The organism is Bradyrhizobium sp. LB11.1 (genome assembly GCF_040549385.1).
GTDB lineage: Bacteria > Pseudomonadota > Alphaproteobacteria > Rhizobiales > Xanthobacteraceae > Bradyrhizobium.
On the sequence record NZ_JBEPTH010000002.1, the window covers coordinates 1 to 15072 of the forward strand.

Genomic DNA, 15072 nt, shown 5'->3' on the forward strand with positions numbered 1-15072 from the left:
TACGCATGGCTCCGCGCGCCGCCCTCGCATCGTCAAACCCTGACCCAGACCTACGCAAGAGCCTTGACTCAAAATGCCCCATATGAGGGTGGGCAGAGCGAAGCGTGCCCACGGCTTCTCTCGCAATCACGGACAGATGGTGGGCACGGCGCTTTGCGCCTTTGCCCACCCTAGGAGACCTGCGACGCCCGCATCACCGCGTCGGTCAGCAACCCAGCAAACAGCAGCACCCCCGCATATTTGTTCGAATAGAACAGACGCTTGCAAAGCTCGGGATCGTCGATCCGGAGCCGCATGATCTGCGACGCCAGATGCACGGCGAAGGCGGCAAGCCCGATCCACGCCGGCCAGCGCGCATCGCCTGACGCCAGCGCAACGCCGATCAGCATCACCGATAACCCGTAGAACAGGATCAATGCCTGATGCGTATGCGCGCCGAACAAGCGCGCGGTGGACTTGATGCCGATCAGCGCATCGTCCTCGGCATCCTGATGCGCGTAGATGGTGTCATAGCCGATCACCCACGAAATCGCGCCAGCATAGAGCACCAGCGCAGTCACGTCGATGCGTCCGAAAGTGACGGCAAATCCCATCAATGCGCCCCAGGAGAAAGCGAGCCCGAGCACGATCTGCGGCCACCAGGTGATGCGCTTCATGAAGGGATAGATCGCAACGATCAGAAGCGAGGCGATGCCGGTCAGGATCGCGAAGCGGTTGAACTGCAACAGCACCACGAGTCCGATCAGGGCCTGCGCGAGCATGAAGGCAAGCGCCTGCTTCGTGGTCACCTGCCCCGACGGCAGCGGCCGCGAGCGGGTGCGCTCGACCTTGTCGTCGAGGTCGCGGTCGGTGATGTCGTTCCAGGTGCAGCCGGCGCCGCGCATGACGAAGGCGCCGACGAAGAACAGCACGATGATGAGCGGGAGGCGATGGACATCATGCGCCATGCCGCCAGCGAGTGCGGCCGACCACCAGCACGGCATCAAGAGTAGCCAGGAGCCGATCGGACGGTCGAAGCGAGACAAGCGCAAATACGGCCGCGCCCATTGCGGCGCGAGCGTATCGACCCAGTTGCCGGTGGAGTCGGCAACACGGGCGGATGTGTCGCTCATCGGGTGAGGACGTTGCCGTTGAGTGTGTCGAAGGTGCTGCCGCCCTTCTTGCCGGCATTGGCTTCCGGCGCCGAGCCTGACCCCACCACCTCGCTCAGCGACGGACCGGCCGGACCGCGCGGCTGGTTCTGCATCTGCTGCGCAACGTTGCAGACCTTCGTCGCCATGGCCTCGGTGTTCTTGTGGCCGTCCTTCATCTGGCCGCCGACGTTCGGCGGGATTCCGCATTTTGCGGCATGGGTCTCGATGTATTTGATCATCTTGACCTCAGCCTGGCTGAAATTGCGGATCAGCTTGCAGGCCTCTTCCGGCGGGGCGTGGCGGTCGCTCGCGGCCTTGATCAGCTTGCCGCGCTTCTCGGCTTCTTCGCGTAAGGGCGTGAACGCCTTCATGCAATCCTCGCCAGGACCGCCTTGGGTCGGCGGCGCTGCGCTGAAAGCGCCGGCGCCACCAATGGGGGCCGCCCCGTTGGTCGGGAACGAGGCTTGCGGCGCAGTACCGACGGAGGCGACCGGCGCCGAACCGTTCACGGGCGGAAATGCGGGATCGGGTGCGGACCGGCCCGGCAGCGGAGCCGGGAACCCCTGGGCGTAGGCGCCGGCAGCGCCCATGGTGAGCATGGCGGCAGTGATCGGAACCATCAAACGACGGATCATCAAGATAGTCTCTCCGGCAGGAGCTTACGGGGGTCGGCGTCTTCTCAATTGAAGCGCAACGAGCGTCTCGCGATTTTACGATTCCCGCCAGCGCTTAACAACCCGTCGAATAGGGCAAGAGCGCGGCGCGCCGACGCACCAATTCGGCAATATTTACCCCTGAAACGGCTGCTTTCGGTTAAGAACGGCGGCAAATCGGACTTTTGATCAATGCCCTCGCACGATTTTCGCGGCCCCCGCCTGTTCGTCGATACCCCCCTGGCCCAGGATGCCAGGGTTCCGCTCGACCGCGACCAGAGCAATTATCTCGGCAATGTGCTGCGGCTTGCCGCCGGGGCCGAGGTTTTGGCCTTCAACGGCCGCGACGGCGAATGGCAGGCAGCGATCGAAGGTCGCAAGCGGCCGGACCATCTCGTCATCCTCCAGCAAGTCCGCGCCCAGGATCGGCTGCCCGACCTCGCTTACGTTTTCGCCCCGCTCAAGCACGCCCGGCTCGATTACACGGTGCAAAAGGCTGTGGAGATGGGCGCTGCCATCCTGCAACCGGTCCAGACCCGGTTCACCCAGGCCTCCCGCGTCAACTCGGAACGCATGCGCGCCAATGTGATCGAGGCGGCAGAGCAATGCGGGATATTGAGTCTCGCCACCGTGGCTGAACCCGCGCCGCTGGAGCGCTACCTCAGCCAGCGGCCTGCCGACCGCCTGCTGGTGTTCTGCGACGAGGCGGCCGAGGTCGAGAATCCCATCCAGAGCCTGCAACAGGCGCGCGGATCCGGGCACGGTATCGACGTCCTGATCGGCCCCGAGGGCGGCTTTGCCGAAGAAGAACGGGCCTTGCTGCTGCGCCAGCCCAGGATCCTCAGACTGGCGCTGGGCCCACGGATCCTGCGGGCCGACACGGCCGCTGTCGCGGCACTGGCGCTGGTCCAGGCGGTGCTGGGCGATTGGGACAGCGGTAAAGGCTAAATCGCGGCGTCCCGGCTAGCTGTGCTCCCGCACCGATCGATGCAGGGTCTCGGACGGCAACTCGCCGAACGCCGCCCTGTAACTCGCCGCGAACTCGCTCAAATGCCAGAAGCCATGGGCAATGGCGCAGGCCTTCACGCTGCGCCGTCCCGGTCCGGTGCGTAGCTGCCGGCGCACCGACCAGAGACGCAGGACCCGGCTATAGCGATGCGGGCTCATGCCGCAGATGGCCTGCGTCGCACTCTGGAGGGTCCGGACCGACACGCCCACGCGCTCGGCCATTTCGGTCGTCTTGAGCCAGATCGTCAGATCGTGCCGGATCAATCTTTCCATGTCGGCGACGATCCGCAGATAGCTCTCCGTCGTGGTGTGCACGGACCTGCTGTCCACGCCGGTCTGGATGGCGCCGTCGATCGCGTTGAGCAGGGATTGTTCGACAACCGCGCGCGACGTCGGCTCGTTCAGGAAGTCCGGTTCATAGGCCGCAGTCTCAAGCGTTGTGGAAATCAGGCACCGCAGGGAGGCGAGTACGTCCGATGCCGGGCTCAGCAAATGATAGCCATCCAGTCGAGACCATGGCTCGCACGCGGGCGGAGTGAAGTAGACGACACCGATCAGACGGCCGACCGGCTCATAGACCACGCAATCAGACGCGCCCTTCAGAATGACGATCGAACCGCCGATTGACTGCCCGTTGATGCGGGTCGAGGTCACATGATCCATCGGCACCACCACGGCGGCGGCATGCGCCAACTGATAACCGCGAATGATCCGTGGGAAGGTCTTCACCAGCGACAGGCTCAGGGTCGGCAGGCTGAGCCGCGCGCGCATGATCGCAGTCGACCCGGCAGACAACGGCATGCTGGATGCACCGGCATATCTCTCACTGTCGCCGAAATGATCGATGTCATACGACTGGAGCTCAAGCGCCGAGGATGGCTTGAGACCCTGGAACGACAGCAAGCGCTCCGCAACGCTCTTTGGCGGTGCATCGCGAGCAATGTTGAGGGGGTTTTGATCCATGCCCTGCCGCTTACGTCGCCTTGTTCGCCGCCACGGCGACCTTGGCGGCACGCAGATCATCCGGTCCGTTGATGCCGGCGCGCTTGAGATCGCGAAGCAATTTCGTGAGCAGCAGCATGTTAACTTTCTGTAGCTCGTGGTTGTTGCCAAACTTGAATGCGTTCAGCTCGGTCACGATGAGCCCGGCCTTGGTCTCGGCGAGAATCTTCCGCCTCTTCAATCCCGTTACGCGACGGCGAACCGTTTCAAGCGGCAGGCTGAGGAAGCGAGAGAGTGCCGCGCGGGACACGCCTTGCTTGATCACATCGGGCTCGACCGTGTGAATGCTGGAAAACTTCTCGTCCAGCGACGGATCGTTCATCACATTGATGACGTTCGCATTGAGAATCGCATGAACGATCAGAAGGTCCATCGGATCAAATTCGTCGTAGTTCCGGAACATCTCGCTGATCGAAAACAGCATATAGGCCAGCGTGTGTCGCGAGACCGTCCGAATGATATCAGAAGCATTGCGCATGAATCGGAAACCAACATTCATCTTGTAGACGAAGGCAGCAGCGAACGTATCATCCGGCATACCCAAATTGAGTATGTGACAACTTGCCTGCGCTCCTCAACCTCTCATTGTGATGTCGGTGGTCGCGCCGACCGCTGAAACTTCGGGGCTCCATCACCGTATCTTTCTGTTTCGATGATGCCGGCCCCATTCAGCCGGCCATCGGGCAGGAATGAATGGCCATGGACGACGATGCTGAACGACGCCAGGAGTTGGGTCTGATCAAAGCATTTCTCAGCATCACGGACGCGCGCAAGAGGCAGAGAATTCTCAATCTGGCGGAGCAGCTCGCCGATGAGGCTGCATCCGACACCGCAGGACCGGCCCCGGCCAAGGCGTCGCCTGTGGACGATTGCGGAAACGCGCCTGGTCGAATTGAATGAGCGCGAAACAGCCTCGCGGCGCCCCGGCCGAAATTGCCACCGCGGAAACTCGGAATTGGGTACTTGGTTACCTATACGCGACCCAACGGCGGCTATAACCAGGATCGTTCGTACCGCTCCAAAAGTCGTTAAGCGATTGATCCTTTGGAGGTCGAAACCGTTTTCCGGCCATGCTAAGGGCTGCGCCAATTCCTGTGCCTCCCCTTGGCACCCTTTGGCCTCCCCTTGCCTGCCCGGCTCCGCCGGGACGATGGACCCTGAGATGACCGCGACTGCCACCTCAAATGCTGCCGGCTCCGCCGCCTGGGCGGATACGCTGCTGTTGTCGTTTGCGCAGGCCGGCTACGTCAGGGCGGAGCCCGCCATCCTGCAGCCGGCCGAGCCGTTCCTCGACCTGTCCGGCGAGGACATCCGCAAAAGCCTCTATCTGACGACGGACCTGTCCGGCGAAGAGCTCTGCCTGCGCCCCGACCTGACGATCCCCGTGGCGCGCGACTATCTCGCCTCCAGCCGCGCCGGCCAGCCGGCGGGGTTCAGCTATCTGGGTCCCGTGTTCCGCTACCGCAGCGGACAGGCCAGTGAATTCCTCCAGGCCGGGATCGAATCGTTCGGCCGCCAGGACCGCGCCGCCGCGGACGCCGAGACGCTGGCGCTGGCGCTGGAGGCAACCGCCGCTTTCGGCGTGCGCGACGTCGAGATCAGCACCGGCGATTTGGCGCTGTTCAACGCCTTGCTCGACGCGCTCAACCTTTATCCGGTCTGGCGCCGCCGCCTGGTCAAGGACTTCCATCGCAAGATCAGCCTGGAGCAGGATCTGGAAGGGCTGGCCCGCACGACCGCAACCACGCGCAGCGAATATGAGGGCGTGCTGGCCGCGCTCGCGGGCTCCGACCGCAAGGCGGCGCTGGCCTTTGTCACCGATCTGATGTCGATCGCCGGCACTACCAATGTCGGTGGCCGCACCACGGCCGAGATCGCCGACCGCTTCCTCGAGCAGTCGACGCTGAAGGGCGGCGCACTGCCGCGCGAGGCGATCACCGTGTTGAAGCGCTTCCTGTCGATTTCAGGCAATCCTGACGATGCAGTTGCCGAGCTGCGCGCGCTCACCGCCGATGCAAAGCTCGACCTTGCCGGCGCGATCGACCAGTTCGAGAGCCGGGTCGGCTTCATGGCGGCCCGCGGCATCGACGTGAAGACCACGCGCTTCTCGACCGCGTTCGGGCGCGGGCTCGATTACTACACCGGCTTCGAATTCGAGCTGCATCACAAAGGCAACGGCGCCGAGCCGCTGGTCGCCGGTGGCCGCTATGACGGGCTTATGACCCAGCTCGGATCGCCGGCGCCGATACCGGCCGTCGGGTTCTCGGTCTGGGTCGACGCGCTGACCCGGATCGGCCGCAAGGTGGGGGCTTAAGCCATGAGCGCGCCATTCGTTCTGGCCGTTCCCTCCAAGGGCCGCCTCCAGGAAAACACCGAGGCTTTCTTCGCCCGTGCCGGGCTCAAGCTGTCGAAGGCCGGCGGCGCCCGCGACTATCGCGGCACGCTTGCAGGCCTCGACAATGTCGAGGTCGCCTATCTCTCGGCAAGCGAGATCGCTGCGCAATTGGCCCGCGGCATCGCGCATCTCGGCGTCACCGGCGAAGACCTGGTGCGCGAGAACATCGCGGACGCCGACAAGCGCGTGTCGCTGATCGACGGGCTCGGCTTCGGCTTTGCCGACGTCGTGGTCGCCGTGCCGCAGGCCTGGATCGACGTCCGTACCATGGCGGATCTCGACGACGTCACCACCGGCTTCCGCGAGCAGCATCACATGCGGATGCGGGTTGCGACCAAGTTCGTCAACCTCACCCGCAGCTTCTTCCAGAACCACGGCATCACCGATTACCGCATCGTCGAGAGTGCAGGCGCGACCGAGGGCGCGCCGGCGGCCGGCAGCGCCGAGCTGATCGTCGACATCACGACAACGGGCGCGACGCTCGCTGCCAACGGCTTGCGGGTGCTCGACGACGGCGTGATCCTGCGCAGCCAAGCCAATCTCGTCGCCTCGAAGCAGGCCGATTGGTCGCCGCAGGCCCGCGAAACCGCGCGCGTCATCCTCGACCACATCGCCGCACGGGCCCGGGCCAACAAATATCGCGAGGTCCGGACCCGCTTCCGGCAATGCGACGAGACCCTGCTCACTGAGGCCCACAGCCGTTTCGGCGTCGAGGCTCCGTTCGGCGCGCCGACCTCGTCGGGCATGCTCACGCTGCACTGCCCACCGGGGCAGCTCTACGCGCTCGCGAGCTTCCTGCGCGAACATGGCGCCGAGACCGTCTCGGTGGTCACGCTCGATTATGTGTTCGACCGGGAGAACCCGCTGTTCGCCAAGCTCGAAGCGTTCCTGCGGCCGTGAGCCTCAGGTCCGTTCAGCGTAGCGACAGCAAGCCGCAGCTACCATATGCTGTTGAGATGACGTTGAACGCCTCTGGAACCATGATCGATGACGCTGGGCTCTGACGTTTCCGGCCTGACGACCACCGCAGCAAGCGCCGCCGCGAAGGGGCTGTCGATTGTCGTCCCCGTCTATAACGAGGCGGCGGGCCTCGCCGTCTTGCACCAGCGCATCTGCGATATCGCCAAGACCTTGCGGCAACGCTACCGCCTCGGCTGCGAGGTCGTCTATGTCGACGACGGCAGTGCGGATGCGACGCTGTCGATCGCCCGTTCGCTGCCGGCCGACGCGGTCGACGTCCAAGTGGTCTCGCTGTCGCGCAATTTCGGCAAGGAGGCGGCGCTGATGGCCGGCCTCGATCATGCCCGCCTCGGCGCCGTGATGTTCATGGATGGCGACGGCCAGCATCCGCCGGCGCTCGTCGAACAGCTCGTGCGCCACTGGATCGAGGACGGCTATGACGTCGTCTACACCGCCAAGGCGCATCGCGACAACGAGCCCTTCCTGCGCCGGGTTGCCGTGCACGGCTTCTACGCGCTGATCAACTGGGGGGCGCGGCAGAAGATTCCGGAGGACGCCGGTGACTTCCGCCTGCTGTCGCCCCGCGCTGTCACGGCGCTCAGACAGTTGCCGGAGCGCAACCGCTTTTTCAAGGGGCTGGCAAGCTGGATCGGCTTCCGCCAGATTCGCGTCGACTACGAGCCCGCGCCGCGCGTCCATGGCGTGACAACTTTCAGCGCCGCGCGTCTGCTCGGCCTGTCGATCGAGGGCGTGACCTCGTTCTCGGTGGCGCCGCTGCGCTTTGCGAGCCTGCTCGGCGTGATCCTCGCCGGCGGCGCCTTCCTGTTCGGCCTGTCGATCCTGTGGGAGGTCTGGACCACCGGCAAGCAGGTGCCGGGCTATCCCTCGCTCGTGATCGGCCTGATGACGATTGGCGGCGTTCAGCTCATCATGATCGGCATCGTCGGCGAATATATCGGCAAAATCCTCTCCGAGCTGAAGGCGCGTCCGATCTACTTCGTCGCCGAGCACAGCGAAAAGCATATTGACGCCGACAAGGCCGCCGACGCATCCAGCAGGACAGCGGCCGAATGAGCGGGGCGGCAGCGCCGCGCCGGATCTGGCTCTGCGCCGACGATTACGGCATCAGCCCGGGCGTCAACCGCGCCATCCGCGACCTGATCGAACGCGGCCGCCTCAACGCCACCTCGGTCATGATGGTCGGGCCCGCGATCGAGCAGAGCGAGGTCGAGGCGCTTCAGGCCTCGGCTAAAGCTAACCCGCGCTGCGCGATCGGATTGCACGTGACGCTGTCGGCGCCGTTCCGCCCCCTCACCATGCATTTCCGTCCGCTCGACGGCGACATGTTCATGGCCTTTCCAAAACTGCTGCGCGCCGGATTGATGCGACGGCTCGACAGCGAATTCTTCCGCAATGAGGTGCGGGCGCAACTCGCTGCTTTCGCGGAAGCCTTCGGCCGCACCCCCGACTTCGTCGACGGCCACCAGCATGTGCAGCTGTTTCCGCAGGTGCGCGACGGCTTCGTCGATGCCGTCAGCGAAGCCGCTCCGAAAGCCTGGGTGCGGCAGGGCGGCCGCGACCTGCCGCTGGCGCAGCGGCTGGCTTCGCCGAAGGCCATGGTGCTCGATATCCTCAGCGCACAATTCCGCCGCCGCGCAGGTCGCGCCGGTCTTGCGTTCAACCCCGCTTTTGCCGGCGCCTATGATTTCACCCGCGCGGCCGATTTCGGCGAGCTGATGCGGCAATTCCTGGAAGGCCTCCCCGAGGGCGGCCTCGTGATGTGCCACCCCGGCTTCGTCGACGACATTCTCGCCGGCCTCGACCCGATGACGGATGTCCGCGAACGCGAGCATGCCTATCTCGCGAGCGACGCTTTCGCGCAGCTTCTCGCGGCCAGCCACGTGACATTGGGATGAAACCGGCGAAAGCCAGCCCGTGGGCGGTCTGTCGCATACCGAAATTTAATCCGGCCGCCACTGTTGGGGCCACAATGGAACCCTACATCCCGCTTGCGCTTGTTTCGCGCGAGGGAGACAGACCATGACGCCGCAGGAACGCCAACTCGTCGACGAGCTTTTCGACCGGCTTTCGAAACTGGAAAATGCACCGCGCGATCCCGACGCGATCGCCGCAATCTCTGATGGCTTACGCAAGGCGCCGGGCGCGGTCTATGCGCTGGTGCAGACCACGCTGTTGCAAGACGAAGCGCTGAGGCGCGCCCATGACCGCATCCAGGAGCTGGAAGCGGCCCATGCGCCGGAACAGGCCCAGTCCGGCGGTTTCCTGGATACCATGCGCGACACGCTGTTCGGCGCGAGCCCGTCGCGCGGCTCGGTTCCGAACGTGCCGCCGCGTGACCAGCGGCCGGTGTGGAACAGCGGCCAGGCGATGCAGCAGGCTCAGCCGGGTTATGGCCAGCCACCTTATGGGCAGGCTTACGGACAAGGCCAAGGTCCTGGCCAAGGTTACGGTCAGGGCTACGGCGCCCCGCCGGTTGGTGGTGGCGGCGGCTCGTTCCTGGGCACGGCGGCGGCCGCCGCGGCCGGTGTGGTCGGCGGCTCGCTGCTGCTTTCCAGCATCCGCGGCATGATGGGCGGCGGATCGCATCAGGCCTTCGGCGACACCAACGCCTTGGGCGACCGCAGCCCCTGGAGCAGCGACCAGTCCGGCGGCTCGCTCGCCCGCGATGCCGGCCTCAACGACATCGGATCGAACCGTGATCGCGACGATTCGCGCCAGGGCTTTTTCGACCAGGCGTCGAACAACGACCAGAACGACAACGATCAGTACGACGACGACAACGTGGACATGGCCGACGATAGCGATTTCGGCGGCGGAGACGACGGCGGCAGCGATAACGCGTGAGGCTGCGCCAGCGTCGCACCAAACAAAAACGGCCGCCGATGGGGCGGCCGTTCTCGTTTCAGTTCCAATGTGGTTACATCACCACGACCTTGGTCCCGACATTGACGCGGCCGTAGAGGTCGATGACGTCTTCGTTGCGCATGCGGATGCAACCCGAGGAGACGTTGGTGCCGATGGTCCAGGGCTCGTTGGAGCCGTGGATGCGGTAGAGCGTGGAGCCCAGATACATCGCGCGCGCGCCGAGCGGGTTTTCCGGGCCGCCTTCCATGTGCCGCGGCAAATCAGGACGACGTGCGATCATTTCCGCCGGCGGCGTCCAATCCGGCCATTCACGCTTGGCCGTGATCGACTTCACGCCGGACCAGGTGAAGCCCTCGCGTCCGACGCCGATGCCATAACGCATCGCCCGGCCGTTGCCCTCGACGAGATAGAGGAACTTGTTGTTGGAATCGACCACGATCGTGCCGGCACTTTCCCTGCCGCTATAGTCAACGGATTGTTTCTCGAACTTCGGATCGAACGGACGCTGCCGCGGGTCGATCGCTTCCTGCTGCAGACCTCCCTGCATTTGCGGCTCGCCCATCGGCGGCAGGCGACGCGGATCGGCATAAGCCGGCTGCTGCTGATAGATCGACTGCTGCGGCGCGTAGGCCGGACCGCGGCCGGGTCCGTCACCGAACAGGAACTCGATGAAGCCGCCCCCCATGTTGGCATTGGAGGCGACGCGCACCGGCGCCGGCGGGACCCGCGGCTGGTAGAGCACCGCGGGCGGATCGTTCGGCACGGTATTGTCGAAGGCGCTGGCGCGATCGGCGCCAACGATGAAGGCGCAAGCGCTGCCGAGCAGCGCGACAGACATTTTCTTGAACATCGACGTACTCTGTACTGTTTCGTCTAGTTGCATTCGCCGTCGAACGCGTTGGCTGATCCGCGTCCCCGACGTGGTCAATAAAGAGCAAACTCTGTTTCGTTTGGTAAACGGAAGCGGCGTTTCGATTCACCATCTCGCCAACGCGAGCCCAATTTGGCGATCAGCGTTTATTTTCGATGAACACCGCAAGTGCATGGTTAATCGCCGGTTTCGTGCCGTCGCGCGCGACCACCCGACAGTTCCGGTTGTGAACCTCGTGTTAAATTGCTTCTGCCTACAAAGACGCGTGAATGAGGTGGGGGGAGTTTCTGATGGCTATTCACCGCAAACGTTTTCGTGTCGAGGAGGCTATTGTCGGCGAGATGCCCAGCCCCGAAATGATTGAGGAGGCTGCGCCGATGCATAGCGAGATCATGGCTGAGCTGCGTGCGATCCGCGCCCAGATGGCGAAGGGCGCGCCTGCGCCTCTGACGGGCAGCGCGGCCATGGCGGCGATCGGCGCTTCCACGGCCCAGGAGCTTTCCGACGCACGCACGATGCTCGAGACGTACCGGGCACAGATCGAGCAGTGCGAGAAGCTGAAGATCGAGCTCGACCTCATCCACGACGCCATCGACCGCACCAAGCGCGAAATCGCGACGCTGCACGGCAAGAGCTTTGACGGCGCGGAGATGGCCAAGGTCAATGGCGAGCTCGGCGCGGTCGTCGGCGGCACGGAGCAGGCGACCCAGCAAATTCTCGAAGCGGCCGAGTCGATCGACCAGTCGGCATCGGCGCTCGGCAAGGTCGATTCGATCGACCAGCAGAAGCGTCTCGCCGACGACATCCAGGAACGCGTCATCTCGATCTTCGAAGCCTGCAACTTCCAGGACCTGACCGGCCAGCGCATCAGCAAGGTCATGACCACGATGAAGTTCATCGAGCAGCATATCAATGCGATGATGGACATCTGGGGTGGCGTCGACGCGATCAAGTCCCACGTCCAGCCGCAGGTCGACGGCCGCAGCGAGGACGACAAGCTTCTCAACGGCCCGAAGCTCGCCGGCGACGTCGGCCACGCCTCGCAGGACGACATCGACGCCCTGTTCGACTGAGCGGGCAAGACAGAGAGAAAAAACAAAACGCCGGCGAGAGCCGGCGTTCTTTTGTTTGTCGTCATTGCGCGCGAAGCGAAGCAATGACGAATGGTTAGGTCCGGGCCTGCCTCACGCCCTCGGCGCGCAACGGACGTAGACCATGTTGCCGTAGCGGGTGGCGGCGTCCTTGTCGACGAAGCGGGTGATCATGACGCGGCCGTCGAAGGAGACGATCTCGCGGTCCTGCTCGCCCGGCGTCGGGCCGGAGGGGCCGATATAATTCTTGCCGCCCGGCGAGCCCTTCAGCCGCAGTTCCTGCGGCGTCGCCTGGTCGGCGAGATGCATGACCACGCCGCCGGACGTTCCGGCGCCGATCACATAGGGATTCTTGCACTGGGCCCGCGCAGCCGCCTCGGTGCGGGCGCGGTCGGCCGGGTTCTGGAACGAGGCGAGGCCCCAGCGGCCGACGATCTCGTCGGCGCGGATCGACGCCGGCATTTCGGGCGCCGTGCCGGGCTCGGCCTCGGGCGCCGGCTGGGACGAAGAGAAGGACGGCAGGCTCATGCCGCCACCGCAGGCACCGAGCAGCAGCGCCAGGCAAGTGGCCGCTGCCAGATTGGCAACCGTGCGTGCGTGAGCTGAACTGATCATAACATTCCCCCGAGCAAGACCACGGCCGCACCCCTCAAGCAGCCAAGCGCAAAACCGCTGCCGGAGCAATGACGTCTTAATATACGCCGGCGCTCCGAACGAGTTTCTAGTGCCACCATGCTATATCCGCCTCACCAATCGCTTAACCACCTTTGCTTGACAGGATCGCAGCCAAGCCATATCCCCTGCGCACTATTAGCACTCGAAAAGACCGATTGCTAAGGGCGCCGTTCGATCCTCGGGAAGAGGGTGGACGCAGCGCCGTCCCCACCCCACCTCCGCTGCTTTCGGAACAGCGAGCCTCCAAAGGGAAACGTCATGGCTAAGTCCAAATTTCGTCCGCTGCATGACCGTGTCGTGGTCAAACGTATCGACGCCGAGGAAAAGTCCAAGGGCGGCATTATCATTCCGGACAGCGCCAAGGAAAAGCCGTCCCAGGGCGAGGTTGTCGCCGTCGGCCCCGGCGGCCGCGACGAGGCCGGCAAGCTGACCCCGATCGACCTCAAGGTCGGCGACGTCGTGCTGTTCGGCAAATGGTCGGGTACCGAGGTCAAGATCGACAACGAAGACCTCCTAATCATGAAGGAGTCGGACATCATGGGCGTCATCGCCTAAGGCCGGACGCCTGAACGGCCACTGAATACCATGCCCGGATCATCAGGTCCGGGCATCCATCATTCCGCTGGACATCACCAGACACGACACATCACGACATAACAGGGATTGCAGACCATGGCTGCCAAGGACGTCAAGTTTTCCGGAGACGCGCGCGATCGCATGCTGCGCGGCGTCGACATTCTCGCCAACGCCGTCAAGGTGACCCTCGGCCCGAAGGGCCGCAACGTCCTCATCGAGAAGTCGTTCGGCGCACCCCGCATCACCAAGGACGGCGTCACCGTCGCCAAGGAGATCGAGCTCGACGACAAGTTCGAGAACATGGGCGCCCAGATGCTGCGTGAGGTCGCCTCCAAGACCAACGACCTCGCCGGCGACGGCACCACCACCGCGACCGTGCTGGCCCAGGCCATCGTGCGCGAAGGCGCCAAGGCGGTTGCCGCCGGCATGAACCCGATGGACCTCAAGCGCGGCATCGACACCGCGGTTGCAGCGGTGACCAAGGACATCGAAAAGCGCGCCAAGCCGGTCGCCGCCTCCTCCGAGGTCGCCCAGGTCGGCACCATCTCGTCCAATGGCGACGCCGCCATCGGCAAGATGATCGCCCAGGCGATGCAGAAGGTCGGCAACGAGGGTGTCATTACCGTCGAGGAAAACAAGTCGATGGAGACCGAGGTCGAGATCGTCGAGGGCATGAAGTTCGACCGCGGCTATCTCAGCCCCTACTTCGTCACCAACCCCGATAAGATGACCGCCGAGCTCGAGGACGCCTACATCCTCCTGCACGAGAAGAAGCTGTCCGGCCTGCAGGCCATGCTGCCGGTGCTGGAAGCCGTGGTGCAGTCGGGCAAGCCGCTCGTCATCATCGCCGAGGACGTCGAGGGCGAGGCGCTGGCGACCCTGGTCGTCAACCGCCTGCGCGGCGGCCTCAAGGTCGCCGCCGTCAAGGCGCCAGGCTTCGGCGATCGCCGCAAGGCCATGCTGGAGGACCTCGCGATCCTGACCGGTGGCCAGCTGATCTCCGAAGACCTCGGCATGAAGCTCGAGAACGTCACGGTGAAGATGCTGGGACGCGCGAGCAAGGTGGTGATCGACAAGGAGAACACCACGATCGTCAAGGGCGCCGGCAAGAAGCCGGAGATCGAAGCCCGCGTCGGCCAGATCAAGGCCCAGATCGAGGAGACCACCTCGGACTACGACCGTGAGAAGCTCCAGGAGCGTCTGGCCAAGCTCGCCGGCGGGGTCGCGGTGATCCGCGTCGGCGGCGCGACCGAGATCGAGGTCAAGGAGAAGAAGGACCGCGTCGAGGACGCGCTCAACGCCACCCGCGCCGCGGTGCAGGAAGGCATCGTCCCCGGCGGCGGCGTCGCGCTGCTCCGCGCCAAGAAGGCGGTCGGCCGTCTCACCAACGCCAATGCCGACGTGCAGGCCGGCATCAACATCGTGCTGAAGGCGCTGGAAGCTCCGATCCGCCAGATCGCGGAGAATGCCGGCGTGGAAGGCTCGATCGTGGTCGGCAAGATCCTCGAGAACAAGTCCGAGACCTTCGGCTTCGACGCCCAGAACGAGGACTATGTCGATATGGTCGAGAAGGGCATCATCGATCCCGCCAAGGTGGTGCGCACCGCGCTCCAGGACGCCTCGTCCGTGGCCGGCCTGCTGGTCACCACCGAGGCGATGGTCGCCGAAGCGCCGAAGAAGGACGCTCCGCCCGCCATGCCGGCCGGCGGCGGCATGGGCGGCTTCTAAGCCCATCCTCACCGGACAGTGTCGCGAAGGCCGCCTCCGGGCGGCCTTCTTTTTTGCCGACCCTGCCCGTCCGCTTTCCGATTCAACCGGAGGC

Annotated in this window: 17 protein-coding genes; 11 read left to right on the forward strand and 6 right to left on the reverse strand. The window is 64.6% G+C overall.

All coding sequences use genetic code 11. The features are described 5' to 3' along the window. Positions 1–170 precede the first annotated feature (170 nt). Both ubiA and ABIA96_RS03880 read right to left on the reverse strand, forming a co-directional pair. Positions 171–1112, reverse strand: a complete 942-nt coding sequence (ubiA, locus tag ABIA96_RS03875; protein ID WP_354135717.1) for a 4-hydroxybenzoate octaprenyltransferase — start codon at positions 1110–1112, stop codon at positions 171–173. Continuing rightward, complete coding sequence (locus ABIA96_RS03880; protein ID WP_354135718.1) at positions 1109–1768, reverse strand: hypothetical protein; 660 nt, start codon at positions 1766–1768, stop codon at positions 1109–1111. The genes ubiA and ABIA96_RS03880 overlap by 4 nt, the downstream gene beginning before the upstream one ends. Before the next feature lie 210 nt (positions 1769–1978). On the opposite strand from ABIA96_RS03880, the gene ABIA96_RS03885 reads away from it, so the two are divergent. Beyond that, on the forward strand, positions 1979–2734 hold the full coding sequence (locus ABIA96_RS03885) for a 16S rRNA (uracil(1498)-N(3))-methyltransferase (protein ID WP_354135719.1): 756 nt from the start codon (positions 1979–1981) through the stop codon (positions 2732–2734). Positions 2735–2749: 15 nt separating this feature from the next. Here ABIA96_RS03885 and ABIA96_RS03890 read toward each other — a convergent pair whose 3' ends face one another. After that, the gene (locus tag ABIA96_RS03890) at positions 2750–3565 is read right to left on the reverse strand and encodes a helix-turn-helix domain-containing protein (RefSeq protein ID WP_354135720.1); all 816 of its coding nucleotides are present in this window, start codon (positions 3563–3565) and stop codon (positions 2750–2752) included. 202 nt (positions 3566–3767) lie between these two features. Next, positions 3768–4118: a hypothetical protein gene (locus ABIA96_RS03895; protein WP_354135721.1), complete on the reverse strand. Its 351-nt coding sequence runs from the start codon at positions 4116–4118 to the stop codon at positions 3768–3770. A gap of 30 nt (positions 4119–4148) precedes the next feature. Here ABIA96_RS03895 and ABIA96_RS03900 point away from each other — a divergent pair, with 30 nt between their 5' ends. From ABIA96_RS03900 to ABIA96_RS03930, 7 genes are all read left to right on the forward strand, one after another. Continuing rightward, on the forward strand, positions 4149–4412 hold the full coding sequence (locus ABIA96_RS03900; RefSeq protein ID WP_354135722.1) for a hypothetical protein: 264 nt from the start codon (positions 4149–4151) through the stop codon (positions 4410–4412). Between the two features lie 83 nt (positions 4413–4495). After that, positions 4496–4696 (forward strand): hypothetical protein, encoded by a 201-nt coding sequence (locus tag ABIA96_RS03905; RefSeq protein ID WP_354135723.1) that lies wholly within the window; start codon positions 4496–4498, stop codon positions 4694–4696. A 262-nt stretch (positions 4697–4958) separates the two neighbouring features. Further along, on the forward strand, positions 4959–6110 hold the full coding sequence (locus tag ABIA96_RS03910) for an ATP phosphoribosyltransferase regulatory subunit (protein ID WP_354135724.1): 1152 nt from the start codon (positions 4959–4961) through the stop codon (positions 6108–6110). A 3-nt stretch (positions 6111–6113) separates the two neighbouring features. Then, entirely contained in the window at positions 6114–7091 is a 978-nt protein-coding gene (gene hisG / locus ABIA96_RS03915; RefSeq protein WP_354135725.1) for an ATP phosphoribosyltransferase, read from the forward strand. A gap of 87 nt (positions 7092–7178) precedes the next feature. Then, positions 7179–8225, forward strand: coding sequence for a glycosyltransferase family 2 protein (locus tag ABIA96_RS03920; RefSeq protein ID WP_354135726.1), 1047 nt, complete (start codon positions 7179–7181; stop codon positions 8223–8225). Then, a complete protein-coding gene (locus ABIA96_RS03925) occupies positions 8222–9067 on the forward strand; it encodes a ChbG/HpnK family deacetylase (RefSeq protein ID WP_354135727.1) in 846 nt (281 codons plus the stop codon). Before ABIA96_RS03920 ends, ABIA96_RS03925 begins: the two co-directional genes overlap by 4 nt. 124 nt (positions 9068–9191) lie before the next feature. Beyond that, positions 9192–10016: a DUF2076 domain-containing protein gene (locus tag ABIA96_RS03930; RefSeq protein WP_354135728.1), complete on the forward strand. Its 825-nt coding sequence runs from the start codon at positions 9192–9194 to the stop codon at positions 10014–10016. Between the two features lie 73 nt (positions 10017–10089). Here the strand turns inward: ABIA96_RS03930 and ABIA96_RS03935 are convergent, their stop codons facing one another. Then, entirely contained in the window at positions 10090–10887 is a 798-nt protein-coding gene (locus tag ABIA96_RS03935) for a L,D-transpeptidase family protein (RefSeq protein WP_354135729.1), read from the reverse strand. Between the two features lie 311 nt (positions 10888–11198). Here ABIA96_RS03935 and ABIA96_RS03940 point away from each other — a divergent pair, with 311 nt between their 5' ends. Continuing rightward, positions 11199–11981 carry a protein phosphatase CheZ gene (locus tag ABIA96_RS03940; RefSeq protein ID WP_354135730.1) on the forward strand — a complete coding sequence of 261 codons (783 nt, stop codon included), beginning with the start codon at positions 11199–11201 and terminating at the stop codon, positions 11979–11981. 111 nt (positions 11982–12092) lie between these two features. Here the strand turns inward: ABIA96_RS03940 and ABIA96_RS03945 are convergent, their stop codons facing one another. Next, positions 12093–12614 (reverse strand): hypothetical protein, encoded by a 522-nt coding sequence (locus ABIA96_RS03945; RefSeq protein WP_354135731.1) that lies wholly within the window; start codon positions 12612–12614, stop codon positions 12093–12095. A 318-nt stretch (positions 12615–12932) separates the two neighbouring features. Here ABIA96_RS03945 and ABIA96_RS03950 point away from each other — a divergent pair, with 318 nt between their 5' ends. Together ABIA96_RS03950 and groL are read left to right on the forward strand one after the other, a co-directional pair. Further along, positions 12933–13229 (forward strand): co-chaperone GroES, encoded by a 297-nt coding sequence (locus tag ABIA96_RS03950; RefSeq protein WP_354135732.1) that lies wholly within the window; start codon positions 12933–12935, stop codon positions 13227–13229. Positions 13230–13346: 117 nt separating this feature from the next. Next, positions 13347–14978: a chaperonin GroEL gene (groL, locus tag ABIA96_RS03955; RefSeq protein WP_354135733.1), complete on the forward strand. Its 1632-nt coding sequence runs from the start codon at positions 13347–13349 to the stop codon at positions 14976–14978. Positions 14979–15072 lie beyond the last annotated feature (94 nt).

Bases quoted from the DNA above. Each gene is read 5' to 3' on its own strand.
- ubiA (WP_354135717.1), bottom strand. From the start codon at position 1,112: ATGAGCGACACATCCGCCCGTGTTGCCGACTCCACCGGCAACTGGGTC.
- ABIA96_RS03880 (WP_354135718.1), bottom strand. From the start codon at position 1,768: ATGATCCGTCGTTTGATGGTTCCGATCACTGCCGCCATGCTCACCATG.
- ABIA96_RS03885 (WP_354135719.1), top strand. From the start codon at position 1,979: ATGCCCTCGCACGATTTTCGCGGCCCCCGCCTGTTCGTCGATACCCCC.
- ABIA96_RS03890 (WP_354135720.1), bottom strand. From the start codon at position 3,565: ATGCGCGCGCGGCTCAGCCTGCCGACCCTGAGCCTGTCGCTGGTGAAG.
- ABIA96_RS03895 (WP_354135721.1), bottom strand. From the start codon at position 4,118: ATGAACGATCCGTCGCTGGACGAGAAGTTTTCCAGCATTCACACGGTC.
- ABIA96_RS03900 (WP_354135722.1), top strand. From the start codon at position 4,149: ATGAACGATCAGAAGGTCCATCGGATCAAATTCGTCGTAGTTCCGGAA.
- ABIA96_RS03905 (WP_354135723.1), top strand. From the start codon at position 4,496: ATGGACGACGATGCTGAACGACGCCAGGAGTTGGGTCTGATCAAAGCA.
- ABIA96_RS03910 (WP_354135724.1), top strand. From the start codon at position 4,959: ATGACCGCGACTGCCACCTCAAATGCTGCCGGCTCCGCCGCCTGGGCG.
- hisG (WP_354135725.1), top strand. From the start codon at position 6,114: ATGAGCGCGCCATTCGTTCTGGCCGTTCCCTCCAAGGGCCGCCTCCAG.
- ABIA96_RS03920 (WP_354135726.1), top strand. From the start codon at position 7,179: ATGACGCTGGGCTCTGACGTTTCCGGCCTGACGACCACCGCAGCAAGC.
- ABIA96_RS03925 (WP_354135727.1), top strand. From the start codon at position 8,222: ATGAGCGGGGCGGCAGCGCCGCGCCGGATCTGGCTCTGCGCCGACGAT.
- ABIA96_RS03930 (WP_354135728.1), top strand. From the start codon at position 9,192: ATGACGCCGCAGGAACGCCAACTCGTCGACGAGCTTTTCGACCGGCTT.
- ABIA96_RS03935 (WP_354135729.1), bottom strand. From the start codon at position 10,887: ATGTTCAAGAAAATGTCTGTCGCGCTGCTCGGCAGCGCTTGCGCCTTC.
- ABIA96_RS03940 (WP_354135730.1), top strand. From the start codon at position 11,199: ATGGCTATTCACCGCAAACGTTTTCGTGTCGAGGAGGCTATTGTCGGC.
- ABIA96_RS03945 (WP_354135731.1), bottom strand. From the start codon at position 12,614: ATGATCAGTTCAGCTCACGCACGCACGGTTGCCAATCTGGCAGCGGCC.
- ABIA96_RS03950 (WP_354135732.1), top strand. From the start codon at position 12,933: ATGGCTAAGTCCAAATTTCGTCCGCTGCATGACCGTGTCGTGGTCAAA.
- groL (WP_354135733.1), top strand. From the start codon at position 13,347: ATGGCTGCCAAGGACGTCAAGTTTTCCGGAGACGCGCGCGATCGCATG.